The sequence below is a fragment of the Nonomuraea sp. NPDC049129 genome, assembly GCF_040648495.1.
Classification (GTDB): Bacteria; Actinomycetota; Actinomycetes; order Streptosporangiales; family Streptosporangiaceae; genus Nonomuraea.
Map to the genome: position 1 here is coordinate 1 of NZ_JBEZDU010000023.1, position 22,618 is coordinate 22,618.

Here is a 22,618-nt window from a genome sequence, read left to right on the forward strand (position 1 = left end):
CGCCGGATCAGCGGAGTGGCGGGCAGGTCCGCCCCCAGGAAGTCACGCAGGATCTCCACCGCCAGTTGAGGGCGATCGGCGAACAGCTTGATGAGGGTGTCATGTCGGGGGGACGGCATGACACTCATTGTTACATCACGAGCACGTAAAGTGACGATCATTTGCCCACCTCCGGCCCGGCCCTGCCCAGACGTCAAGGCGCCACAGCGCGTCGGCCATCACGTAATACCCCAGTGACACCGCCCACGGATACCCGCGGTCTTCATCAGAGCCATCAGCGGCCTCTCCGTGGGTGCGGAGTAGCGATAGAAGGCCAGTTCACCGGTGGTCAGATTGCGGCGGATCAGCAGCCACCGGTATCCCTCGGCGGTGGTTTCATCGATGCGCCCAGACCCAGGCATACCAACGCGAGCCTATGGCGCCATGGCCGGCGCGGTAGCGGTGCCAGTTCCGATCGGCCACCCCGACGGCGAATCGGCGGCGCTGCTGTCGGTTCCATCCGGCTTCACCTGCCGGTTGCCCGCGATCGCCAGCACGTAGCCGACCCCGCATTGCTCCAGCAGGCCGCGTAGGCGCGGGTCCTGGCCGTAGACGTCATCACCCCCCACCGGGCCGACAGTCCAGCAGCCTGTGCCCCCGCGTCTGACAGCCGCGACGGGATCGCGTCCGGGGGTAGCGGGGACCGGCAGGCCCCCGCCGAAAGGCGGAGCCCCCGAGAAGGCAGCCTGAGCGAAAGCGAAGACCATGCTTTTCGGGGGTCGAAGGGGGCGGAGCCCCCTGGGAGGCGCCGCCCGACCGCCAGGGAGGCCCGAGCTTGGGGTTACTTGTTGGTGGGGCTGGGGCTGATCATTTCCGTGGGGGGCTGGCTGGCCTGGCCCTTGGGCTCCGGTGGGAGGGGGGCCTGGTCTGCCGTCGTGGTGATGGCGTCGGGGCCGCCGCAGATGGCGCCGGCTTCAGGGGTGTCCGGGCCGTTCTGGTACTTCTTGATGAACGCCGCGAGCTTCGGGTCGTCGGCCTTGTCGAGCTTCAGCTGGTGGCCCCAGGACGATGCCACGACCGGAGCGGGCAGGTTCGGGTACGGACTGACCAGCATGTAGTCCTGCTGCCCCGTCGAGGTGGCCGTCTTCTTCAGTGCGTCGACCTGCGCCTTCGGCAGGTCGGGGCGGTACGTGATCCACAGGGCGCCGTGCTCCAGCGAGTGGACGGCGTGCTCGTTGTGGATCGGCTTGTCGTAGACCGCGCACTGCTGCCAGTAGTTGTTGTGCTGGCCGCCGACCGGCGGGGTCTCCTTGTACGTGACCGTGTTCCAGACGTGCTGGCCCGCCTCGTACTTGTAGTTGGCCACATCCCCCAATGATGTCTCTTTGGCCTGCTTGACCAAGTAGAAACCGACCACTCCGACGAGCAGCACGATGACGAGTCCGCCTGCCCCCCACATCAACAGCGCGGCGCGGCGCTCCTTGCTCTTCTGCTGCGCTCGCATCTTCTGCAGATGCTCGCGCCGCGCCTGCGCCTTCTCCTTCGTCATCGTTCCTCCATCGGCATGCCAACTCCGGGTCACCCTATGCCCTAGTGCAGTATGCGGAGAATAAGAGCGTCTTAAGTGTCCGGACTCGTCTCGGCGATGAGATGGGTACGCTGGACGAGCCATGGAAAAGCCCGCCAAGAACTCACTGCTCATCGCCTGCGCCGTGCTCGTACTCGCCGGAGCGGTGATCTTCCTCGTATGGGGTCGGAGCGGCACTCCCGGCGACGCCTCGGCGGAGGCCGGATTCGCTCGCGACATGGCCACGCATCACGCGCAGGCCGTCGACATGTCGTTCACGATCAGGGACAAGACGCAGTCCAAGGACATCAGAAACCTGGCCTACGACATCATCACCACCCAGTCCAACCAGCGGGGCATGTTCCAGGGGTGGTTGCAGCAATGGGAGCTCGACCAGGCCACCGACCGGCGGCCGATGGCCTGGATGGCCGGGCACGGGCACAGCGGGTCGGGCACGTCGGCCGCCCCCGCGGCCGTTCCCGTGGGCGGGGCGATGCCGGGCATGGCCTCGCCGGATCAGCTGACCAAGCTCAAGGAGCTGCAGGGCACGGCTGCCGAGGTGCTCTTCCTGCAGCTGATGATCCGCCACCACGAGGGCGGCGTGCAGATGGCCGAGGGTCTGCTGAAGCTGTCCACGCGGGACGAGGTGGTCAACATGGCGCAGAAGATCATCGATGGGCAGACCGGCGAGATCAAGCTCATGACCGAGATGCTCAAGCAGCGCGGCGCGCAGCCGTACCCGACGATCCTGAAGTGAGCGCCAGGCGCCATGGATTGAGGCGGGCCTGAGGTGAGCGCGAGGCGTCTCAGGGCAATGAGCTGGATTGACGCGGGCCTCACGTGGGCTCGCGCCGCCAGGGACTGAGGCGGGGATGAAGTGAGCGCGCGGCGTCACGGATTGAGGCGGCCCTGAGGTGAGTGCCGACGCCGTTGTGGTGGGGTCCGGGCCGAACGGGCTGGTCGCCGCCGTGCTGCTGGCTCAGGCCGGGCGTGAGGTGCTGCTGCTGGAGGCGGCCGATCAGTTCGGCGGGGGGCTGCGGTCGGCGGAGGTCACGCTGCCCGGGCGGGTGCACGATCTGGGTGCGACCGTGATGGCGATGGCGTTGGCCTCACCCGTCTTCAGAGAGCTCGGGATCAGTGCCGGTGGATCCGGCCCCAAAGAGTCCGATCTCCGTGGGGGTGAGGTCGGTTCGGTGGAGTTCGTGCATCCCGCTGTGGTCGCCGCTCATCCGCTCGACGATCGGCCCGCCGTGCTCGTGCACCGTGATGCCCGCCGTACCGCGGCCGGTTTGGGGCAGGATGCGGCGGTGTGGGAGCGGACGGTGGGGGCGGCGGCGCGGGCCGGGTTGCCGCTGGTCGATCTGCTGCTCAAGCCGCTCGGGCCCTGGAAGCCACGGCCGCGGGTGTTCGCGCAGGCGGCCAGGTTCGGGGTGGCGGCGGCATTGCCGGCCACGACACTCGGGCGGCGGGCGTTCCGGACCGTCGAGGGGCGGGCGGTGCTCGCGGGCATGGCCGCCCACTCGATGCTCGACCTGCGCTCGCCCATGACGAGCGGGTACGGCCTGCTCCTGGCGGCCCTGGCGCACCTGGTGGGGTGGCCGGTGGTGAAGGGCGGGTCGCAGGTCCTGGCCGACGCCCTGGTGGCCAGGCTCAGGGCGCTGGGCGGGGAGGCGGTCACCGGGCATCGGGTACGTCACCTGCGGGAGCTGGACGCCGAGACGGTGGTGCTCGACGTGACCCCCCGGCAGTTCCTGACGATGGCCGAGCTGCCGGCCGGGTATCGCAGGGGGCTGGAGCGCTATCGGTACGGGCCAGGGGTGTTCAAGCTGGACTGGGCGCTCGACGGACCCGTGCCGTGGCGGGATCCGGCGGTGGCGGCGGCCGGGACGGTACACCTCGGGGGCACGCTGGAGGAGATCGCGCTCAGCGAGGCCGAGATGGCCCACGGGCGGCACTCACCGCGGCCGTACGTGCTGCTCGTGCAGCCGTACGCGGCCGACGACAGCCGGGGCGGGCACACGTTGTGGGCCTACTGCCATGTGCCGAACGGGTCCAGGGCCGACATGACGGACGCCATCGAGGGGCAGATCGAACGGTTCGCGCCGGGGTTCCGCGACCGGGTGCTGGCCAGGCACGCGATGGGGCCCGCCGAGCTGGAGGCGGCCAACCCCAACCTGGTGGGCGGCGACATCGGGGGTGGGCTGGCGAGCCTGGGGCAGTTCGTCAGGCGGCCGGTGTGGTCGGCGGCGCCCTGGCGGACGCCGCTGCCGGGGGTGTTCCTCTGCTCGGCGGCCACGCCACCCGGGGCGGCCGTGCACGGCATGGGCGGCTGGCAGGCCGCCCGCCTCGCACTCACCGACTGAGAGCCCTAAGCCCTAAGAGCCCTAAGGGCCCAAAGAGTCAGCCCATCTCCTCCCGGATCGCGGCCGCGAAGGCGTCCACGTCCGCTTCGGTGGTGTCGAAGGCGCACATCCACCGCACCTCCCCCGTCGCCTCGTTCCAGGTGTAGAACCGGAACCGCTTCTGCAGCCGCTCCGTCACCTCACGCGGCAGCACCGCGAACACCGCGTTCGCCTCCACCGGCCGCGGCACCTCGACGCCGGGGATGTCGCGGACCGCCGCCGCCAGCCGCTGTCCCATGGCGTTGGCCTGGCGGGCGTTGCGCAGCCACAGGTCGCCGGAGAGCAGCGCCTCGAACTGGGCGGACACGAACCGCATCTTCGACGACAGCTGCATGAACGTCTTGCGGATGTAGTCGATGCCGCCGGCCGCCTCGGGATTGAGCACCACGACCGCCTCGCCGTACAGCAGGCCGATCTTGGTGCCGCCGAAGGAGAGGACGTCGACGCCCGCGTCGGTGGTCAGCGCCCGCAGCGGGACGTCGAGAGCGGCGGCGGCGTTCGTGAGCCGGGAGCCGTCGAGGTGGACGAGGAGGCCGCGCTCGTGCGCGTGGGCGCAGACGGCCGCGATCTCCTCGGGGGTGTAGAGGGTGCCGAGTTCGGTGGTGTTGGAGATGGACACGACGCGGGGCTGGGCGCGGTGGACGTCGCCGAACCCCCAGGCCTGGCGGTCGATCAGCTCCGGGGTGAGCTTGCCGTCGGGCGTGGGTACGGTCAGCAGCTTGATGCCGCCCACGACCTCCGGCGCGCCGCCCTCGTCGGTGTGGATGTGGGCGGTCTCGGCGCAGATGACCGCCTCCCACCGGGCGGTCATGGCGCGCAGGGAGACGACGTTCGCGGCGGTGCCGTTGAACACCGGCCAGACCTGGGCCCGCTCACCGAAGTGCCGCTGGAAGACGTTCAGCAGGGCCTCGGTATAGACGTCGTCGCCGTAGGCGATCTGGTGGCCGCCGTTGGCGTCGGCGATGGCACGCAGGATCTCCGGGTGTACCCCCGCGTAGTTGTCGCTGGCGAAGCTCTTGAGCTGCGGGTCGTGCCGGGCAATCACTGAGTGAGGTCCAATCTGGTGCCGTTGAGCTGCGCGGCGGGCCGGTCGTAGAGGTCGCCGATCGCCTCTGCCAGCGTATTGACGTCGGTGAAGCCGGTGAAACGGGCGTCCGGCTTGGCGGCGCGCATGGCGTCGTTCACCAGGGCCTTGATGACCAAGATGACCGCCGCGCTATGGGTGTCCTTCAGTGCGTCGGCCAGGGCCAGGGTCCACGCCTCCGCGGCCGCCTTGGCGGCGGCGTACGGAGCGCCGCCCGCCGTGGGGTGCTGGGCCGCCTTGGCGGAGACGATCACGAAACGGCCGTTCTGGCTCTTGCGCAGCAGCGGCTCGAAGGCCAGCGAGACGTGCTGGAGCGTGCGGATCAGCAGGTCGTGCAGGGTGTCCCAGTCGTCGAGGTCGGTCTCGGCGAACGACTTCGCGCCGCGCCAGCCGCCGACCAGGTGCACCACCCCGTCGACGTGGCCGTGCTCGGTGGAGATCCGGTCCGCGAGCGCTTGTACGGCCGCACGGTCGAGAAGGTCGACGTCGTCCCTGCCGACCCCGATCACAGTGTGCCCATTTTTCCGGAAAAATCCGGAGACGGCCTGACCCGTGGGGCCACCGGCACCCGTAACCAGAATGATCATGCCCGGATCCCCCTAGTCGATTCGACCACTTCGGCCAGCTTACGGCGCAGTGCCTCATAGAACATGCTCAGTGGGAACTCGTCCGGCAGCACCGCGTCCACCTTGGCCTTCTGCTCCTCCGGCAGCGCCTGGATCCCCTTGGCCCACGTCGATCCGGGGCTCGGTTCGACGTACCCGCTCACCAGCTCGTACGCGGCCAGCCAGTGCGCCAGCTTGGACCGGTCGATGCTGTCCCGGTACAGCTTCTCGACCTCGCCCCGCAGATCGGCGACGCCGCCCGCCACGCGCTCCCAGTCGACCGTGAGCCGGTTGTCGGTCCACCGCACCACGTCGTTGCGGTGCAGGTACGCGAAGAGCAGCTGCCCGCCGAGCCCGTCGTAGTTGCGCACCCGGTCACCGGTGATCGGGAAGCGGAACAGCCGGTCGAACAGGATGGCGTGCTGGACGTACCGCGCGTGCGGCACCCCCTTCTCCTCCAGCCGTACGGCCTCGCCGAACGCCGTCAGGTCGCAGCGCAGCTCTTCGAGCGAGTAGAGCCAGTACGGCATGCGCTGCTTGATCATGAACGGGTCGAACGGCAGGTCACCGTGGCTGTGGGTACGGTCGTGGATCAGGTCCCACATGACGAAGGTGTCCTGGGCCAGCCGCTGCGACTCCAGCAGCCGGGCCGCGTCCGGCGGCAGGTCGAGCTTGAGCGTCGCCGTGGCGGCCGTGGCGACCCGCCGGAACCTGGCGGCCTCACGGTCGGCGAAGATGCCGCCCCAGGTGAACCGCTCGGGTGCCTGACGTACGGCGACGGTCTCCGGGAAGAGCACGGCCGAGTGGGTGTCGTAGCCGGAGGTGAAGTCCTCGAAGGCGATCGGCACGAACATCGGGTTGTCGTAGCCGGACGACTCCAGCTCGGCCAGCCAGTCCGGCCAGATCGTCCGGAGCCAGACGGCCTCCAGGGTGCGGTTCGGGTTGCCGTTCTGGGTGTACATGGGGAACACGACGAGGTGCTCCAGGCCGTCCACCCGCTGGGTGTCGGGGTGGAACAGCTCCAGGGAGTCGAGGAAGTCCGGTACGCCCAGATCCTGGGCGCTCCAGTTGGCCAGGTCGGCGCGGACGGCGGACAGGTAGGCGGCGTCCTGCGGGAAATATGGCGATATTTCGGCTAGCTGGCTGTCGATCGCAGCCACCAGCGCCTTCGCCTGGGGCTTGTCGGCGGGCACCGAGCCGTCCTTGACCTGGAGCGGGCGGAGCTCTTCGACCGTCGCCTTGAGGGCGGCGAACAGGCCCGCCTTCCGCTCGTCCCGGGAGCCGGTGGCGCCGTCGTCCGGCACGCGGGCCGCCCAGGTGACCACGTTCCCCCACAAAGTGCGGTGGTCGTAGTCCTCGATCGAGTCGTCGCCGAACAGGTCCGAGTCGGCGAACACCACGACCCGGCCGCGCCCGTGCCGCACCGCCACCGCCAGCGGCGCCCCGGCCGGATCCGCACTCCCGGAACTGGTGAACAACACGGTCGCGTCCACCGACGAATCCGCGTCGGCCGACGCCGCGTCCGCCAAAGAATCCGCAAGGATCAGCGCGCCGGAGCGGTAGAAGCAGGCGGTCTTGACCCCGGCCAGCAGCCCGTCACTCGTGGCGCGCTCGCCGAGCACCCAGGTCGCCACCCCACGGTGAGCGTGCCCGGGATCCCGCACCGTGGCGTGCGTCACACCCACCCCGAACCGGCCCAGCAACTCGGCCAGGTTGTTGCCGTACTTGTCCTGCTCCTCCTCCGCCAGCACGACCAACCCGCCGCCACCGGCGACGAACGCCGCCACCGCGTCCAACTCGGCGGCGGAGAACACCGGGCTCCCCTGCCCCGTGGTGCGCTCCCACCGCTCCCCCGACGGATGCGCGATGACCAGCACGTCCTGCTCCTGGAGCGTTCCCGCGTCGAGCGGTCCCGTCTGACGGGCCGTCACCGTGTGCCCCAGACGCCGCAGCAGCTCGGCCGCGCGGGCGTAGCTGTTGTCGTCGGGGTGGGCCGGGTTGATGGCCTCGGCGACCTCGCGCCGGATGGTCCACGACTCGCTGTGGGCCTCGTCGAACAGCACCCTGGGGAACGCCTGCATGAAATATCTCCCGCCATAAGCATCTTCTACGGGAAAATATACATATAGGGATGCCCAAAACCGCCAAACCTGTCCGCATGGTGAGATGTCAGGAGAGGTGGACGCTCTGCCTGACGCGGCCCTCGGTGGCGTCGTCGCAGCGGTTCTTGGCGCAGAAGTACAGCACCAGCAGCGGTTTGGGCCGGCGGTCGATGACGTAGCTGACGAAGCCGAGCCGGTTGCCGCTGTTGCGGTCGCGCAGGGAGCCGTCGTACCGGGTGGCGTCGCTGTCGCCGGCGCGGTCGGGTACGGGCTGGTCTACCACGATCTCGCCGGGCAGCAGCCCTTCGAGCATGGCCTTCATCTGGGCGGCGGTCGCGCTCGCGCTGAGCGCGTCGGAGACCTGCACGTACACGCCCACGGCGTTGTCGGCGTCGCCGGTGATGACCTCGTTCACCGCGGTCCAGTCCGCGGCCGCCCCGGAGACGAACATCGACTCGAACTCGGCGGCGTGCGGCGAGGCCACCACGAACAGGTCGCCGTGTGTCCTGACGGTCCAGTCGGCCGGGTACTCGAAGGTGAGCGGGGCGGCGGTGGTGCTCTGGTAACGGGCCCAGGAGTCGCCCTTCTGGGTCATGACGAGCAGCACGACGAGCGACAGCGCCGCGATGGCCGCGATCACCGTGGCCACCACGAGCGGCAGCCTGCTCGGGCCGCCGGACCCGGCGGAGGTCGCCTTCCGGCTCTGGCGTACCGCCGACGACGGGGTGGGCGACGGCGCGGCGGGCTGGCCGCTGATCGCGTCGCGCAGCGCGGTGACGAACGCGGTGCACGACGGGTAGCGCTGCTCGGGCGACTTGGCCAGCGCCCGCATCATCACACCGTCGACCTCGACCGGCAGTTCCGGCCTGACCTGTGACAGCGGCGTGGGCTGCTCGGCCAAGTGCGCCCAGAGCAGCGCGATGTCGTTGTCGCGCGGGAACGGCAGCCGCCCCGACAGCGCCTCGTAGGCGACGCAGGCCAGCGCGTACTGGTCGCACCGCCCGTCGATGTGCTCCTTGTTGATCTGCTCGGGCGCCATGTAGCGGGGCGTGCCGATGAACTGGTCGGTCTGGGTCAGCCCGGAGATCGACGTACGGTGCTTGGTGATGCCGAAGTCGGTCAGGTAGACGTGATCCCCGGCCAGCAGGATGTTGGCCGGTTTCACGTCGCGGTGGATCAGGTCGTGCGCGTGCGCGGCGTCGAGCGCGGCGGCCACCTGGGAGATGATCTGGTTCGCCTGCGCGATCGGCAGCGCCCCCCGGTCGTAGATGAGGCGGCGCAGATCGAGGCCGTCGACGTAGCGCATGGCGATGTAGAGCACGCCGTCGGCGTCGGCGTTCGCCTCGTAGATCGGGATGATGTTGGGGTGCTCGATGCTGGCGACCGTCCGGGACTCCAGGATGAAGCGCTGCCTGAACCGGTCGTCGACGCTGAGCACCGGGTTCAGGATCTTCAACGCCACCCGCCGGCTCAGCCTCGGATCGAGCGCCAGGTAGACGACGGCCATGCCGCCCTTGCCCACGATGTCCTCGATGTAATAGCCGGCCACCTCCTGGCCCACGAGCGATCTGTCGTTCACGGGCATCACGTCTCGATGGGGTGGCCGCAGTAGCCGCAGAAGCGGTGCGCGGCCCCCAGCCGCATTCCGCACGCGGTGCAGTATTTGACCGACGGCTGGTCCTGCTCGGTGAGCACCTGCTTCTGCTGCGGGATCACCTGGAAGGGCTGCGACCTGCGGACCACGACGGTCTGGTTCGCGCCCTCGTCGAGCGGCACCGGCGGTGAGGTCGGCGCGGACGACACCGACGAGGCCGCGGCCGCCGCCGCTGCCGCCGCGACCAGCGGTGGTGGCTGCTCAGGTTGGTCGTCAGGAGTACGGCGGCGCCGCCACAGCAGGTACGCCCCGGCGCCCGCGGCCACGAACAGCACCCCGGCGGCGACGATGAACGGCCACAGCGGCATGCTCCTGGGCGCCGGTGCCACGGCCTGCTTGCTGCCCGCGTCCTCCGGGCCGCCCCGCTTCTGCAGGGAGGTCTGCAGCAGCTTGGCCGCCACCACGTTGCCGGGATAGAGCTCCAGCACGCGCTGGAAGCCCGGCGCGGCCTCGGTGTAGTACTTGGTGTGGTAGCGGGTCAGCGCCGCCTCGAAGGCGGCGTCGATGGCGCCACGGCGCGGCGCGACCCCGGCCTTGGCCAGCGCGGCGAGGATCTCCCTGACGCCGATCATCCTGGCTTCCTTGCCGCCGCCGATCAGCATGCCGATGACGTGGCCGTCCTTGTCGCCGATGACCGGCGCGCCGAGCAGGCCGCGATCGACCAGGGCGCCGAGCTTCACGGGCTCGTCGACCTTCTTCTCCGGATCGGCGAAGCTCCGGCCGGCGTCCTGTCCGCCGCCGCCTTTGCCCAGGTGCGCGATCTCCACCGTCTCCTTGACGTTCGCGCCGGGCCGGTCGGTGAACCCGGCCACGTTGGTGGGCGAGCCCTGCTGGTCGGGCACCTTGTCGGCGAGGGGCGCGGTGGGCATGCCGACGCTGCCGACGGCCCGGCCCGTGGGGATCAGGACGGCGGGGCTGTCGGGCTGCGGGCCGGTCTTGACGATGTCGGCTTTGATGCCCTTGGGGTCGGCCGGGGAGACGTTCGGAAATATCGTGACGTTGGTGGTGACGTTGATGATGCAGGTCGACACGTTGGTCTTGGGCGGGTAGCACTCTTTCAAGTGGTGCTCGAGCAGGTCGTCCTTGACCTTGTGCCGCTCGAAGTCGATCGGGATCTTCACTTTGTGGTGCTCGGCGAAGATCTTGTTGGCCGCGTAGACCGCCACGTCCTTGTCGGTCTTGACCACGCGGGTGAGGGTGACGATGGCGCCCTCGGGGTTGACCACGATGCCCGTTCCCACGCCTAAGGGGACTTCGTAGGACCGTTCCACATGCATCAGCTCGCCTATGTGATCGAGCAGAGTGATCTCGACGTGCGAGGAGGCTTCCACGCGAACCACGGCCGGGGTTACGAGGTCGGTGATCCCGCTGGGATGCTCGTGCGCCGCCGCGGGCAGGGCAAGCAGGACGAGTGTCGCCGCGACACCCCCGGCAAGAGCTGTGAGACGTGCCATCTCCGCTCCAATTTCGCAGTTATCGAAATAAGGGTCTCAATCACCTGCCGGAAGTCAATAGACGTGCTCATAGACAAGCGCTTGCTTGGACGTCTACGGTACCGGAATGGGCTACGCGATCGGCATCGACGTAGGCGGTACCTTCACCGACGTGGTCCTGCGCGGTCATGTGGGCGAGGTAACGGTAGCCAAGTGTTTGAGCACCCCCTACGACCCCATCGCCGGAATTACGGACGGTGTTACACGCGTGCTCGCCGGCGTGGACCCCGCGTCGGTCACCCGGGTCGTCCACGCCACCACGCTGGCCACCAACGCCGTGCTCGAACGCAAGGGCGTGCGGGTGGCCTACGTCACCACCCAGGGCTTCCGTTCGGTCGTCCCCCTGGGCCGGTACGCCCGGGTCGAGGAGGACCGCTACGACCTGCGCTTCACCCCGCCGCCCCCGCCGGTGGCCGCGGGCGACTGCTTCGAGGTGGTGGAGCGGGTGTCGGCGCGCGGGGCCGTACTGACGCCCCTCGATCTGGAGTCCGTACGGCGGGTGGCGGCGGAGATCGCGCGGCGGGGCATCACGTCGGCTGCGGTGTGCCTGGTGCATTCCTACGCCAATCCCGACCATGAGCGGCAGGTGGCCGCGATCCTTCGCGAATCGGTCGAGAACGTGGTCGTCTCGTCCGAGGTGTGGCCGGAGATCCGCGAGTACGAGCGGGCCACGACGACCATCATGTCCGCCTATATCGGACCGATCATGGCCTCGTACCTCTCCAGGCTGCGCGACCAGCTGGCCACGCTGGGTGTGGAGGCGCCCGTCCACGTGATGGAGTCGAGCGGCGGCGTGATCTCCGCCGAGCTGGCCGCCAGGCGAGCCGTCGCCATGATCGAGTCCGGCCCGGCGGCTGGGGTGCTCGCGGCGGCGGGCAGCGGGTTCGCGAACGTCATCTCCTTCGACATGGGCGGGACGACGGCCAAGACCTGTGTGGTGCGTGACGGGCGGCCGGAGATCACGCACGAGTTCCACGTCGGCGGCAAGGGCAGCTTCGGCGGGCGTCGGGCCGGGACCGGGGTGCCGATCAAGACCCCGGCCATCGACCTGGCGGAGGTGGGCGCGGGCGGCGGCAGCATCGCCTGGCTCGACGCCGCCGGCGCGCTGCGCGTCGGCCCGCACTCGGCCGGCTCCGACCCGGGGCCCGCCTGCTACGGACTGGGCGGCTCCGAGCCGACGGTCACGGACGCGAACCTGGTGCTCGGCTACCTGACATCGGCGTCGATCCCGCTGTCCGCGCCGCTCGCCGACAAGGCGCTGGAGCGGCTGGCCGGGCCGCTCGGGGTGTCCAGAGCGGCGGCGGCGCATGCCGTCCACGAGATCGTCAGCGCCTCGATGGCCGCGGCCGTGCACGTGGTGACCGTGCAGCGGGGGATCGATCCGCGGGGGTACGCGCTGGTGGCCTTCGGCGGGGCCGGGCCGATGCACGCGGCGCGGGTGGCGGAGCGGTTCGGGATCGGGACCGTGGTGGTGCCCGCCCACTGCGGGGTCGCGTCGGCGGCCGGGCTGCTGGTGGGCGACCTGTCGACGGACCGGGTGCTGTCGCGGCTGGACGCCGGGGATCCTTCGGACGTGTTCGACTCGCTGGCCGGGGCGGCGGCGGAGGATCTCGGGGTGTCGCCGTCCGATCCGGGGGTGCGGGTCTCGCGGTCGGTGGACGTACGGTTCCGGGGGCAGTCGCATGATCTGACCGTGCCGTGGAGCTCGTCGCGTACGGAGCTGGAGGGGCGGTTCTTCGACCGGTACGAGCGGGTCTACGGGATCTCGCAGCGGGGCGAGGTGGAGATCGTCAGCTACCGGGTCCGCGTCACCCTGCCCGCCGCCCCGGTCCCCGGGGCTCTTTCGGAGCCTGTTGGAGTGCGCTCCGGCCCGGTTGGAGTGCGGTCCGCGTACTTCGCGGAGCTGGGCGACTATGTCGAGGTGCCGGTGCACACCCGCGACACGCTGGCGGTGCTGCCCGGTCCGGGGATCATCGAGGACGCCGAGTCCACGATCGTGGTGCCGCCCGGGTGGACCGCCACGCTGGGCCCGGCGCGGGCCGTACATCTGAGCAGGGAGCCGCATGAGTGACGTGCTGACCGCCGAGGTGCTGCGGAACGCGCTGGTGGTCGCCGCCGAGGAGGCCAGCATCGTCGTCGTGCGGTCGGCGTACTCGACGTTCATCGTGGAGGGGTCCGACGCCTCCGCCGCCGTCCTGGACGCGCGCGGACGGCTGATCGCGCACTCCATGGCCACCACGCTCATGAACAGCATGGCGCTCAAGGTCGCCCTGCCCGAGCTCGTCCGGGACGTGCCGCTGGAGACGATGCGGCCCGGTGACGTGTACGTGCTCAACGACGCCTACCGGGGCGGCGTGCACACCAACGACCTGCTCGTCTACCGGCCCGTCTTCGTCGAGGACCGGCCCGCCTACTTCGCCGCGACCATGATCCACGTGTCGGACCTGGGCGGGCTGTCCGCCGGTGGCATGGCGCCGCTGGCCACCGACATCTTCCTCGAAGGGCTCCAGCTGCCTCCCGTACGGCTGGCCACCTCCGCCGGTCTGGAACCGGCCGTGGAGGCCATCCTGCGGGCCAACAGCCGTACGCCGGACAAGGTCATGGGCGACGTACGGGCGCTCGTGGCGGGCACCGCCGTGGCGGCCGCCCGGGTCGGGGCGCTGGTGGCGGAGTACGGGGCGGCGGGGCTGGCGAGCGGGATCGACGATTACCTCGACTACACGGAGGCCAGGACGCGGACCGCGCTGGCCGACCTCCCGGAGGGCCGCTTCGAGGCGTCGTACCCGATCGACGACGACGGAATAAGTCCTGAAAAATCGCATGATGTCAGGGTGGCCATCACCCTGGAACGCCACTCCTCCGATGGCGGGCGCGTCGAGCCTCAGGCGCCCGAGATGAGGGCCGTGGTGGACTTCGCCGGGACCGGGGCGCAGGTGCCGGCGGCGATCAACGCGTCCGCGTCACAGTCGCTGGCCGCCGCCGTCTTCGCGGTGCGCTGCTTCCTCGATCCGACGATTCCCATGAACGACGGCTGCCTGCGCGCGATCGAGGTACGGCTGCCGGAGGGCTCGCTGCTCAACGCCCGCTCTCCCTACCCGTGCGGTGGACGGTACGTGCCGATCTACGCGGCCATGGAGGCCATCTTCCAAGCGCTGTCGGATGCCGTACCGGAGCGGGCCATCGCGCCCAGCGGCATCCTCCAGCCGTTCTCGATCGCGGCCGTCGGGGCACCGTACTGGATCCACCTGTCGTACGACTTCGGCGGCGTCGGCGCGCGGCGGGGGCTCGACGGGCCGGACGCGACAGGCGTGCACTTCGGCATCGGCCGGAACTCGGTGCCGCAGGCGGAGCCGGTGGAGAGCCGCTGCCCGCTGATCGTGGAGTCGATCGAGACCATCCCGGACTCCGGCGGCCCCGGACGGCATCGCGGCGGGCTGGGCTCGCGGACCGTGTACCGGTTCCTGGCGGATTGCCACGTCACGACGCGCGGCGACCGGCTGCGTCTGGCCCCGCCGGGCCGCGACGGCGGGCTGCCGGGACGGGTCGGCGGCTTCTTCAAGCGCCACCTGGACGGGACGGTCGAGCGACTGGCGTCGAAGGTGAACAACGTACGGTTCGCCGCGGGTGAGGCATTCGTGGTGGAGACGACGGGCGGGGGCGGAATGGGCTCCCCGTACGAGCGGGACCGCGAAGCGGTGCTCGCCGACCTCGACGCGGGCCACGTCACGGAACGCGGCGCCCAGGAGGACTACGGCCTCACCCGCTGATCCAGCGGCTGCGGACGTCCACTCTTCCCCGCCCCCGGATCCCACCGAAGGTGGCATCCCTCCACAAGGACACCAACCTCCACGGCCCGTCACAGGAGATCGAGGCGGTCGTGGGACGAACCACCCCGGGGGACCATCGTCCTAGCTCCGGGGGCGCCAGGAGGCAGCGCCCTGGTGGACGGCGGAGTGGACGGCGCGGGCCAGGCGGGCGCCCCAGGTCGAGCGCGGGCCGCCGAAGAGCTCCTGCTGCCCCTCAACGCGTACGGCCAGGCACAGGGCGTCCGAGGCGGTACCGGTGCACGGGAAGCCCGCCTCGATCAGCGCCTGCGACTTGGCCTCCGTCATCGTCATCACGGCGTTGACCAGGGCGGCGTCGGTCATCGCGACCGGCACCACGGCCATCAGGTTGATCGTCCCCACGGGCGGCGCGGGGGTGGCGAGCATCGGGGCCAGTTCGGGGTCGGTGGCGCCCTCGGGGGCGGCCGCCCAGGTGGGGACGCGTAACCCGACCGTCGCCACGACCTCCGCGCCGCCGTCCACCGACCGCGCGTAACGCTCCACCGAGGCGGCGGTCATCATCCCCACCCCGCTGCCATCAGGCCCGAGATCGAGCAGGTGCTCGACCGGGTCCATCCGCGAGTAGCCCGCCACGACCTGCGCGTTCAGCACCCACGTACGCTCCCCGATCCCCCCGCCCAGCAGCGCCGACGAGATCATCCGCCACCCCGGCCCGAACTCCCACAGCAGCGACCCGAGCCGCGCTCCGTCCTCGACCCGATACGTCAGCTCCACGAAACCCCCTTCAGGACAACGCCCTCGACCCGGTAGGCCACCAGATCCCCTTCAGGACGACATCCTCGACCCGATAGGCCGACGCCACTTTCACGAGACACCCCTGACCAGGTGCACCACGGGCCGGCCTCCGGGACCCGGCGCGATCTCCACCCGGGCGTCGAAGTGGGTGCCGACCAGCGCCTCCGTGAGCACCTGTCCCGGCCGCCCGGCAGCGATGGCCCGGCCGCCGGCGAGCAGGAGGAGCCGGTCGGCGTACTGGCCGGCGAGGGTCAGGTCGTGCAGCGTCGTCACCACGGTCAGCTCGTCGGCGAGCCTGAGCCGGTCGACCAGTTCCAACACCTGCTGCTGGTGCCCGAGGTCGAGCGCGGTCGTTGGCTCGTCGAGCAGGAGCGCGGGCGCCTCCTGGGCCAGTGCCCTGGCCAGGACCACCCGCTGCCGTTCGCCACCGGACAGCTCCCCCAGCCGGCGCGCGGCGAACTCGGTGAGGTCGAGGCGTTCGAGCACGGACCTGGTGACCTCCTTGTCGTGGCGGCTCTCGCTGCCGAGGTAGGGGATGTACGGGGTGCGGCCGAGCAGGGCGTAGTCGTACACAGTGATGTCGGGTGGCAGCGAGGGCGTCTGGGGGGCGTAGGCGACCAGCCTGGCCCGGTCCCTGGGCCTGAGCGTGTTCGCGGCCCGGCCGCCGACGGTGACGTCGCCCCGGTGGGCGACGACGCCCATGACGGCCTTGAGCAGGGTGGACTTTCCGGCGCCGTTCGGGCCGATGATCGCCAGCCATTCGCCGCGCCGTACGGAGAGGTCGACGTCGCTGAGCACCTCGCGCTCACCGAGCCGTACGGACAGGCCGCTCGTCTCGATCATCCGGGCCGGCCGGGCCGTGTCGGCGGTCATGTGGCGGTCTGCCGGGTCATGCGCAGGACCGCCACGAAGAACGGCGCGCCGACGAACATGGTGACCACCCCGATGGGCAGTTCGGCGGGGGCGATGACGGTGCGCGCGACCAGGTCGGCGAGCACGAGGAAGGCGGCGCCGCCGATCAGCGACAGTGGCAGCACGATCCGGTAGGAGCCGCCCGCCAGCCGTCTGACCACGTGCGGGATGACGATGCCGACGAACCCGATGAGCCCGCTCACCGCCACGGCCGCCGCGGTGGCCAGGGAGGCGGCGAGCAGTACCGCCAGCCGTACCCGCCCGGCGCGGACGCCGAGGCTGGTGGCCTCCTCGTCCCCCACCGAGAGCACGTCCAGCATCCGCCCGTGCGCGAGCAGCAGCACGGCCGAGACGGCGGCGTACGGCAGGACCAGCCAGAACTGGTCCCACCCGCCGCCCACGTCGCCCAGGATCCAGGAGTAGATGCGCTGCAACTGCTCGACCTTGAACTGCTGGATGAACGTCTGGATCGCGGTCAGGAACGAGGTGACGGCCACCCCGGCGAGCACCAGCGTGGCGGTGCCGCCCGAGCGCCCGGCGGTGTTGCCGAGCACGTACGCGAGGAACACCCCGCCGACCGCACCCGCGAAGGCGGCCACCGGGATGCCGACGGCCGGGGTCGGCACGAGCACGATGACCACGGTGGTGGTCAGCCCGGCTCCGGCCGCGGCGCCCAGCAGATAGGGGTCGGCCAGCGGGTTGCGGAACACCCCCTGGTAGCCGGCCCCCGCGATGGCCAGCAGTCCGCCGACCACGGCCGCCACCAGCACTCTGGGCAGCCGCAGCTCGAACAGCAGCCCCTGCTCCACGGGGGCCAGCCCCGAGTCCACGTGTACGTACGGCAGCCAGTCGAGCGCCTGGAGCACCACCTGCCACGGCGAGATGTCGGCGGCCCCGCCGAGCAGCCCGGCGACCATGGAGACGGCGAGCACGGCCAGCGCGCCCGCCGTCCACATCGGTCTGGACCTCACTGGCGGGTGGCCGCCTTGCCGACGGCGTCGCTGATGGTCTGTGCCAGGTCGACGACCCGCGGGCCCCAGCGCGAGGCGATGTCGTCGTCGAGCTGGATCACCTGGTCACCCTTGACGGCCGACAGTCCCTTCCAGCCGGGGCGCTTGGCCAGCGTGTCCTTGCTCTGCTGGCAGCACTTCACGTCCGCCAGGAAGATCAGGTCCGGGTCTGCCTGGGCGACGAACTCCGCCGACAGCTTGGGGTAGCCGCCCGCCGGGTCCGGCGCCTTGTCGGCGATGTTGGTGAGGCCGAACATGGCGTAGATCTGCCCGATGAACGTGCTGGACGTCGCCGCGTAGGGGGTCTGGTCGAGTTCGTGGTAGTAGGTGAGCTTCTTGTCCTTGGGGGCGTTCGCCGAGAGCTTGTCGAGGGACGTCTTCATGCCAGTCACGACTTGTCCGGCCTTTTCGGTGTTGCCGGTGGCGGCGCCGAGGTCGGTGATCTCGTCGTACGCCTCGTCGAGCTTGGTGGCGGCGGGCTCCAGGAGGACCGGCACGTTCACCTTGCCCAGCTTGGCGACGATGCCGTCGATGTCGTTGGAGACGATCACCAGGTCGGGCTTCTGGGCGACGATGGCCTCGACGTTCGGCTTGAAGCCGGACAGGTCCGTCTTGGGGACACCGGCCGGGTAGTTGGACTGGTCGTCCACCGCGATGACCTGGGGGCCCGCGCCGATGGCGAAGAGCGTCTCGGTATGGCTGGCGGAGAGCGAGACGATCCGCTCCGGCTTTTTGGCGATGCTGACCTTGCCGTTGCCCGCCTCGACCGTCACGGGGAAGGCGGCGGAGCTGGTCGAGCCGGTCGTGCCGGTCGTGCCGGTGGGGCTCGCGGGTGACGGGGTGGTGGTAGTGCTGGTCTGACCACATCCGGCCAGAACGAGCGTTCCCAGCAGCGCGCCCGCGAAGGCCGTGCGTACGGGCCTCACGAGAAGTCCTTTCACACTGTCGGAACCGAGAGACCCGCTTGAGAGCGACGGATCACCCTTTTCCACGAGGGTTGATGACGTCAGCGCGGAGGCAGGCGACCTGGCTATGACAGTTGCGGGACAGCGCCGGACTCGCACCGGACTTCGCTGCAACTCTGCGCGTCGGACAGACGCTATCAATGCGCCAGATGCGCGTTAAGTCAAGGGGTGCCCAATTGGGCTTCCGCCTCGGCGATGATCTCTTGCAACCTGAGCCCGTGGGCCGCGTCCAGCGGGTGGCCGCCGCCCTGGCGTACGGTCCGCGCGAACTCCTCGGCGATGGTCTCGAACGGATCGTCGTCATCACTGGGCAGCAGCGTCGCGCTGCCCGTCCTGCCGTACACCGCGACACTGGCCGGCGGCAGGTCACCGGCGGCGGCCATGCACAGCGACGCCTCGCTGGCCGCGCCGCCCTCGTGATCGAGCAGCAGTCCGGTCCAGCCGAGCGGGTTGCCGTGCGCGCGCACGCCGGTCACCCGGCCGAGCGCGGCGTCGAGCAGGTCGACCACGTGCGGCCCGACGTCCAGGAGCGCCCCGCGCTCGAGCCGCCACGGGGTGCCGAAGAGGTGGCCGCCCAGCAGGACATCGGAGATGTTCGCGGCGTGACCGCCGAACGCCTCGATTTCCGCGCAGCGCGCCAGGAACTCCCTGACCTGCTTCATATAACGCATGCTGAGCACCATCTGGGAGGCCACACCGGCCTCACGCACGGCATCGGCGAGCCGCCGCGCGTTCTCCAGCGAGTCGGCGAGCGGCTTCTCCAGCAACAACGCCTTCCCGGCCTTCGCCGCGCGCACCCCCAATTCGGCCTGTACGCCCGGCGGCACGCAGAACGCCACGGCCTCGCACGCCTCGAACAACTCCTCGACCCGCTCGAACACCGGCGCCCCCAGCCGAGCGGCAGCCTCCGGACGCCGAGCCCACACGCCGGCGAACCGGAGATGCGGGCTGTTGACCAGCATGGGCGCATGCGCGCGCTCCGCCCACGGCCCCGCCCCGACCAACCCGACCGACACCGGCTCCATTCATCCCCCTTGATCCGCCACAACCCTAATGCGGTTCCTAGGAATGTTCTCCGGGTATCCGGGCTTCCGCTCCCCCGCAGGGGTGTCCGCTCCGAGGGACTCCTGCCACGACAAACCGTCACAGGGATCGAGACAGTCGTGTGACGGACCGCTCCGGGGAATTCCGGTGGTCACCCCGCCGCGTCGCGCCATTGGCGCAGGGCGTGTTCAGGGCGGTGGGCCACCGTGCCGGAGTCGATGACGATGGTCTGTCCCGTGATGCACCGGGACTCAGCCGAGGCGAGGAAGGCGACGAGGTCGGCCACGTCGTCCGGGGTGCAGGCCCAGGGCAGCAGCCGTTCGGCCGCCTTGTCGGCCAGCCGCTCCCGGCCGAGGGCCTGCGCGGCCGCGTCGGTCAGGACCAGTGCGGGCGCGATGGCGTTGCAGCGGATGCCGCGCGAGCCGTACTTGGTGGCCACATAGCGCACGAAACCGGTCAGCGCCGCCTTCGAGGTGCCGTACGCGACGTGCGCGACGTCGCCCAGCAGGCCCGAGACCGACGAGGTGACGACGAACGCGCCGCCGTCGGCCATCACGGGGGCCGCGTGCTTGACCATGAGCAGGCAGCCGCGCAGGTTCACCGCCATCGTGCGGTCCCATACGGCGACGTCGAGGTCCTCGAGGTCGCGGTCGCGGCCGTAGGTGCCGGGGTCGAGCGCGGCCGCGTTGGAGTGGACGATATCCAGGCGGCCGAACGAGGCGAGCAGGTCACCGATCGCCTCGGCCACCTGCTTCTCGTCCGACACGTCACAGACGAGCGCCGTGGCCGTGCCGCCCCTGGCGCGGATGGCGGTGGCGACCGACTTGGCCCCCGCCGCGTGCACGTCCAGGACGCCCACGCAGGCACCCTCGGCGGCCAGGCGCGACGCGCACGCCGCGCCGATGCCCGACCCCGCGCCCGTCACCAGGGCAACCCGCCCATCGAACCGACCCGGCGCGGCACTCACCACGTCACCCGCAGAGCCGTCAGCCCCCGGCCCACGAGGGACTTGCGGTAGACGATGGGCTCGTCGGCGAGCCTCAGCGAGGGTAGGCGGCGGCCGAGCACGTCGAGCGCCGTCCGAAGCTGCAGTCGGCCGAGCGCGGCGCCCACGCAGAAGTGGATGCCGTAGCCGAACACCATGTGGGCGTCGGCGTTGGGCCGGTCGATGACGAACCGGTCCGGGTCGGGGAAGACGGTCTCGTCGTGGGCGGCGGAGTCGGTGGAGAGGAGTACCAACGACTTTTCCGGAATTATCACGTCGTGTAGCGAAATATCCGTGGTGGCGTACCGGAACGACCCGAGGGAGGCGCCGTCGATGCGCATGCACTCCTCCACCGCGTTCTGGATCAGCGGCGGCGCGACTGGCCAGGCGTCCTCGCGCAGTAGCCGCAGGACGCTGTTGGCGAGCTGGTTCGGCACGGTGTCGTTGCCGCCGAGCAGGATCGTGGAGATCAGCTCCACCACCTCGCGGTGACTGAGCTCGGAGCCGATCAGCGAGGTCATGAGCGAGGTGAAGTCGTCGCGCGGCTCCTTGGCGCGGGCCGCGACCAGCCGATCCACGTAATCCAGATAGGTCAGGAAACTGTCGGCCAGTTCGAGCTGGCGGTCGGGCGGCTGCGGCGACAGGAAGAGCTGGAACCAGTCCTTCACATGCGCCTGTACGAACCCCTCGTCCGACTCGGGCACCCCGATGAACCGGGCGGTCAGCTTGATCGACGGCTCGTGCCCGATCTCGGACACGAAGTCGGCCTCGCCCCTGGACGCCACGCGGTCGAGCAGGTCCTCGTTGAGCCGCCGGAAGTGCTGCTCCATGGCCGAGACCGCCCGTGGCGTGAACGCCTTCGACACCGAACGCCGCAGTCTGGTGTGGTCGGGCGGATCGACGTTCGCCACGAAGCTGGACAGGAACGACCCGTGCTCGCCCAGCCTGTCGCGCGTCTCACGGGTGAGGCTGCGGGAGATGGTCAGCGAGCCCTCCGAGGAGAACCGCCTCGGATCGCCGTACGCCGCGCGCACGTCGGCGTGCCGGGTCAGCACATAGGCGCCGAGGTGCTCGCTGCGGAACACCGGCCGCTCCCGGCGCAGCCTGCCGAGGAACTCGTACGGCGAGGCGACGTGCCAATCCGAGCCGACGTCGAAGTCCTCGATCGCGTCCCCGATCGTGCCGTGGGTCGCGCCGTAGCTCGTGCCGCCGGCCGTCCCGCCGGTCGTGCCATCGGTCGCGTCCTTGAGCGTCCCGTCGGTCGTGCCCTCGATCATGCGAAGATCCTCCGGGGATTGTCGACGAGCATCTGGTGGATCTGGTCCTCGGTGACGCCTCTCTTGCGCAGCTCGGGCAGGACGTCGCGGGAGATGTGCAGGAGGTGGTAGTTCGGGTGGCGCTGCCGTACGACCTCGGCGTCAAAGCGATCGTTGAAGCAGTACGAGTCGTGACTTAGCACCATTTGGTCGGCGTGGCCGCGCGCGCACATCGTCGCCACGATCGACACCCGGTCCTCGAACGGCGAGAGCGTCTCGATGCCGAAGCGGTCCATGCCGAGGTAGGAGCCGTTCGCGGCCAGCTCCTCCAGGTAGGCGACGTCGGTCGAGTCGCCCGCGTGGCCGATGACGACCCTCGTGAGGTCGACGCCGAGCTCGCCGAGCAGCCGCTGCTGCTCCAGGCCGCCCCTGGAGGCACTGTGCGAGTGGGTGGTGATGGGCACGCCCGTCTCCAGGTGCGCCTCGGCGACCGCCCGGAACACCCGTTCGGTCCCCTTGGTCATGCCGAGATGGTCAGTGGCGCATTTGAGCATGCCCGCCTTGACCCCGGTCCGGCCGATGCCCTGAACGATGTCCCGTACGAAGAACTCCGCGAGCCGATCAGGCCCGCCGAACAGCGAGCCGGGACCCCGGTTGCCGAAGTACGGGGGGAGGGCGTCGTAGGTGTAGAGGCCGGTGGCGGCGACGATGTTCACGCTGGTCAGCTCGGCCACCCGCTGGACGGCGGGGATATACCTGCCGAGCCCGATGACGGTCAGGTCCACGATCGTGTCGATGCCCTCGGCCCGGAGGTCGTCCAGTTTGGCCGCCGCCTCCCTCGCCCGCCGCTCGAGGTCCCACCCTTCCGGGATGTCCGGCCAGTTCCAGAGAATCTCCGGGCTGAGCCCGAACACGTGCTCATGCATGAGCGTGGCGCCGAGCTCGCCCACCGGCCCTCTCACCGTCTCAGGCATAGGCGT

General features: G+C 70.3%; 19 protein-coding genes and 1 riboswitch. Of the genes, 4 read left to right on the forward strand and 15 right to left on the reverse strand.

Annotated features, from left to right (window positions below; translation table 11 throughout):
* Positions 1-413: 413 nt before the first annotated feature.
* Positions 414-608, reverse strand: coding sequence for a hypothetical protein (locus AB0B64_RS46300; protein ID WP_357960130.1), 195 nt, complete (start codon positions 606-608; stop codon positions 414-416).
* 212 nt (positions 609-820) lie between these two features.
* Positions 821-1,528, reverse strand: a complete 708-nt coding sequence (locus AB0B64_RS46305; RefSeq protein ID WP_358189138.1) for a DUF3105 domain-containing protein — start codon at positions 1,526-1,528, stop codon at positions 821-823.
* Between the two features lie 121 nt (positions 1,529-1,649).
* Between AB0B64_RS46305 and AB0B64_RS46310 the strand changes: the two genes are divergently transcribed.
* Both AB0B64_RS46310 and AB0B64_RS46315 read left to right on the forward strand, forming a co-directional pair.
* Positions 1,650-2,303 carry a DUF305 domain-containing protein gene (locus AB0B64_RS46310; protein ID WP_357960125.1) on the forward strand — a complete coding sequence of 218 codons (654 nt, stop codon included), beginning with the start codon at positions 1,650-1,652 and terminating at the stop codon, positions 2,301-2,303.
* Between the two features lie 157 nt (positions 2,304-2,460).
* Positions 2,461-3,909, forward strand: coding sequence for an NAD(P)/FAD-dependent oxidoreductase (locus AB0B64_RS46315; protein ID WP_357960122.1), 1,449 nt, complete (start codon positions 2,461-2,463; stop codon positions 3,907-3,909).
* A 37-nt stretch (positions 3,910-3,946) separates the two neighbouring features.
* On the opposite strand, the gene AB0B64_RS46320 is transcribed toward AB0B64_RS46315, so the two are convergent.
* The 5 genes from AB0B64_RS46320 to AB0B64_RS46340 form a co-directional block, all read right to left on the reverse strand.
* Positions 3,947-4,993: a low specificity L-threonine aldolase gene (locus tag AB0B64_RS46320; RefSeq protein WP_358189153.1), complete on the reverse strand. Its 1,047-nt coding sequence runs from the start codon at positions 4,991-4,993 to the stop codon at positions 3,947-3,949.
* Positions 4,990-5,619 carry an SDR family NAD(P)-dependent oxidoreductase gene (locus AB0B64_RS46325; RefSeq protein ID WP_357960116.1) on the reverse strand — a complete coding sequence of 210 codons (630 nt, stop codon included), beginning with the start codon at positions 5,617-5,619 and terminating at the stop codon, positions 4,990-4,992. The genes AB0B64_RS46320 and AB0B64_RS46325 overlap by 4 nt, the downstream gene beginning before the upstream one ends.
* The gene (locus AB0B64_RS46330) at positions 5,616-7,718 is read right to left on the reverse strand and encodes a DUF6421 family protein (protein WP_358189170.1); all 2,103 of its coding nucleotides are present in this window, start codon (positions 7,716-7,718) and stop codon (positions 5,616-5,618) included. Before AB0B64_RS46330 ends, AB0B64_RS46325 begins: the two co-directional genes overlap by 4 nt.
* An 88-nt stretch (positions 7,719-7,806) precedes the next feature.
* Positions 7,807-9,324 (reverse strand): serine/threonine-protein kinase, encoded by a 1,518-nt coding sequence (locus AB0B64_RS46335; protein WP_358189179.1) that lies wholly within the window; start codon positions 9,322-9,324, stop codon positions 7,807-7,809.
* Positions 9,324-10,847, reverse strand: a complete 1,524-nt coding sequence (locus AB0B64_RS46340) for a hypothetical protein (RefSeq protein ID WP_358189186.1) — start codon at positions 10,845-10,847, stop codon at positions 9,324-9,326. Before AB0B64_RS46340 ends, AB0B64_RS46335 begins: the two co-directional genes overlap by 1 nt.
* A gap of 106 nt (positions 10,848-10,953) precedes the next feature.
* Between AB0B64_RS46340 and AB0B64_RS46345 the strand changes: the two genes are divergently transcribed.
* Positions 10,954-12,957 (forward strand): hydantoinase/oxoprolinase family protein, encoded by a 2,004-nt coding sequence (locus AB0B64_RS46345; RefSeq protein ID WP_358189195.1) that lies wholly within the window; start codon positions 10,954-10,956, stop codon positions 12,955-12,957.
* A complete protein-coding gene (locus AB0B64_RS46350) occupies positions 12,950-14,653 on the forward strand; it encodes a hydantoinase B/oxoprolinase family protein (RefSeq protein WP_358189201.1) in 1,704 nt (567 codons plus the stop codon). The genes AB0B64_RS46345 and AB0B64_RS46350 overlap by 8 nt, the downstream gene beginning before the upstream one ends.
* Positions 14,654-14,794: 141 nt before the next feature.
* Here AB0B64_RS46350 and AB0B64_RS46355 read toward each other — a convergent pair whose 3' ends face one another.
* From AB0B64_RS46355 to AB0B64_RS46390, 8 genes are all read right to left on the reverse strand, one after another.
* Positions 14,795-15,445 carry an adenosylcobinamide amidohydrolase gene (locus tag AB0B64_RS46355; protein ID WP_357960099.1) on the reverse strand — a complete coding sequence of 217 codons (651 nt, stop codon included), beginning with the start codon at positions 15,443-15,445 and terminating at the stop codon, positions 14,795-14,797.
* Between the two features lie 90 nt (positions 15,446-15,535).
* Positions 15,536-16,339, reverse strand: coding sequence for an ABC transporter ATP-binding protein (locus AB0B64_RS46360; protein ID WP_357960096.1), 804 nt, complete (start codon positions 16,337-16,339; stop codon positions 15,536-15,538).
* Entirely contained in the window at positions 16,336-17,334 is a 999-nt protein-coding gene (locus AB0B64_RS46365; protein ID WP_357960142.1) for an iron ABC transporter permease, read from the reverse strand. Before AB0B64_RS46365 ends, AB0B64_RS46360 begins: the two co-directional genes overlap by 4 nt.
* A gap of 11 nt (positions 17,335-17,345) precedes the next feature.
* On the reverse strand, positions 17,346-18,314 hold the full coding sequence (locus AB0B64_RS46370) for an ABC transporter substrate-binding protein (RefSeq protein WP_358189233.1): 969 nt from the start codon (positions 18,312-18,314) through the stop codon (positions 17,346-17,348).
* Positions 18,315-18,386: 72 nt separating this feature from the next.
* Positions 18,387-18,507: riboswitch (cobalamin riboswitch) on the reverse strand.
* A 7-nt stretch (positions 18,508-18,514) separates the two neighbouring features.
* Positions 18,515-19,378 carry a Gfo/Idh/MocA family oxidoreductase gene (locus tag AB0B64_RS46375; RefSeq protein ID WP_357960090.1) on the reverse strand — a complete coding sequence of 288 codons (864 nt, stop codon included), beginning with the start codon at positions 19,376-19,378 and terminating at the stop codon, positions 18,515-18,517.
* 170 nt (positions 19,379-19,548) lie between these two features.
* Positions 19,549-20,364, reverse strand: coding sequence for an SDR family oxidoreductase (locus AB0B64_RS46380; RefSeq protein WP_357960087.1), 816 nt, complete (start codon positions 20,362-20,364; stop codon positions 19,549-19,551).
* Positions 20,361-21,659 carry a cytochrome P450 gene (locus AB0B64_RS46385; protein WP_358189262.1) on the reverse strand — a complete coding sequence of 433 codons (1,299 nt, stop codon included), beginning with the start codon at positions 21,657-21,659 and terminating at the stop codon, positions 20,361-20,363. The genes AB0B64_RS46380 and AB0B64_RS46385 overlap by 4 nt, the downstream gene beginning before the upstream one ends.
* On the reverse strand, positions 21,656-22,612 hold the full coding sequence (locus AB0B64_RS46390) for a phosphotriesterase-related protein (RefSeq protein ID WP_358189267.1): 957 nt from the start codon (positions 22,610-22,612) through the stop codon (positions 21,656-21,658). The genes AB0B64_RS46385 and AB0B64_RS46390 overlap by 4 nt, the downstream gene beginning before the upstream one ends.
* Between the last annotated feature and the right edge of the window lie 6 nt (positions 22,613-22,618).

Coding starts and splice junctions, on each gene's coding strand:
- AB0B64_RS46350 (WP_358189201.1), top strand. CDS start 12,950: ATGAGTGACGTGCTGACCGCCGAGGTGCTGCGGAACGCGCTGGTGGTC.
- AB0B64_RS46330 (WP_358189170.1), bottom strand. CDS start 7,718: ATGCAGGCGTTCCCCAGGGTGCTGTTCGACGAGGCCCACAGCGAGTCG.
- AB0B64_RS46385 (WP_358189262.1), bottom strand. CDS start 21,659: ATGATCGAGGGCACGACCGACGGGACGCTCAAGGACGCGACCGATGGC.
- AB0B64_RS46335 (WP_358189179.1), bottom strand. CDS start 9,324: ATGCCCGTGAACGACAGATCGCTCGTGGGCCAGGAGGTGGCCGGCTAT.
- AB0B64_RS46390 (WP_358189267.1), bottom strand. CDS start 22,612: ATGCCTGAGACGGTGAGAGGGCCGGTGGGCGAGCTCGGCGCCACGCTC.
- AB0B64_RS46305 (WP_358189138.1), bottom strand. CDS start 1,528: ATGACGAAGGAGAAGGCGCAGGCGCGGCGCGAGCATCTGCAGAAGATG.
- AB0B64_RS46310 (WP_357960125.1), top strand. CDS start 1,650: ATGGAAAAGCCCGCCAAGAACTCACTGCTCATCGCCTGCGCCGTGCTC.
- AB0B64_RS46365 (WP_357960142.1), bottom strand. CDS start 17,334: ATGTGGACGGCGGGCGCGCTGGCCGTGCTCGCCGTCTCCATGGTCGCC.
- AB0B64_RS46360 (WP_357960096.1), bottom strand. CDS start 16,339: ATGACCGCCGACACGGCCCGGCCGGCCCGGATGATCGAGACGAGCGGC.
- AB0B64_RS46375 (WP_357960090.1), bottom strand. CDS start 19,378: ATGGAGCCGGTGTCGGTCGGGTTGGTCGGGGCGGGGCCGTGGGCGGAG.
- AB0B64_RS46345 (WP_358189195.1), top strand. CDS start 10,954: ATGGGCTACGCGATCGGCATCGACGTAGGCGGTACCTTCACCGACGTG.
- AB0B64_RS46325 (WP_357960116.1), bottom strand. CDS start 5,619: ATGATCATTCTGGTTACGGGTGCCGGTGGCCCCACGGGTCAGGCCGTC.
- AB0B64_RS46340 (WP_358189186.1), bottom strand. CDS start 10,847: ATGGCACGTCTCACAGCTCTTGCCGGGGGTGTCGCGGCGACACTCGTC.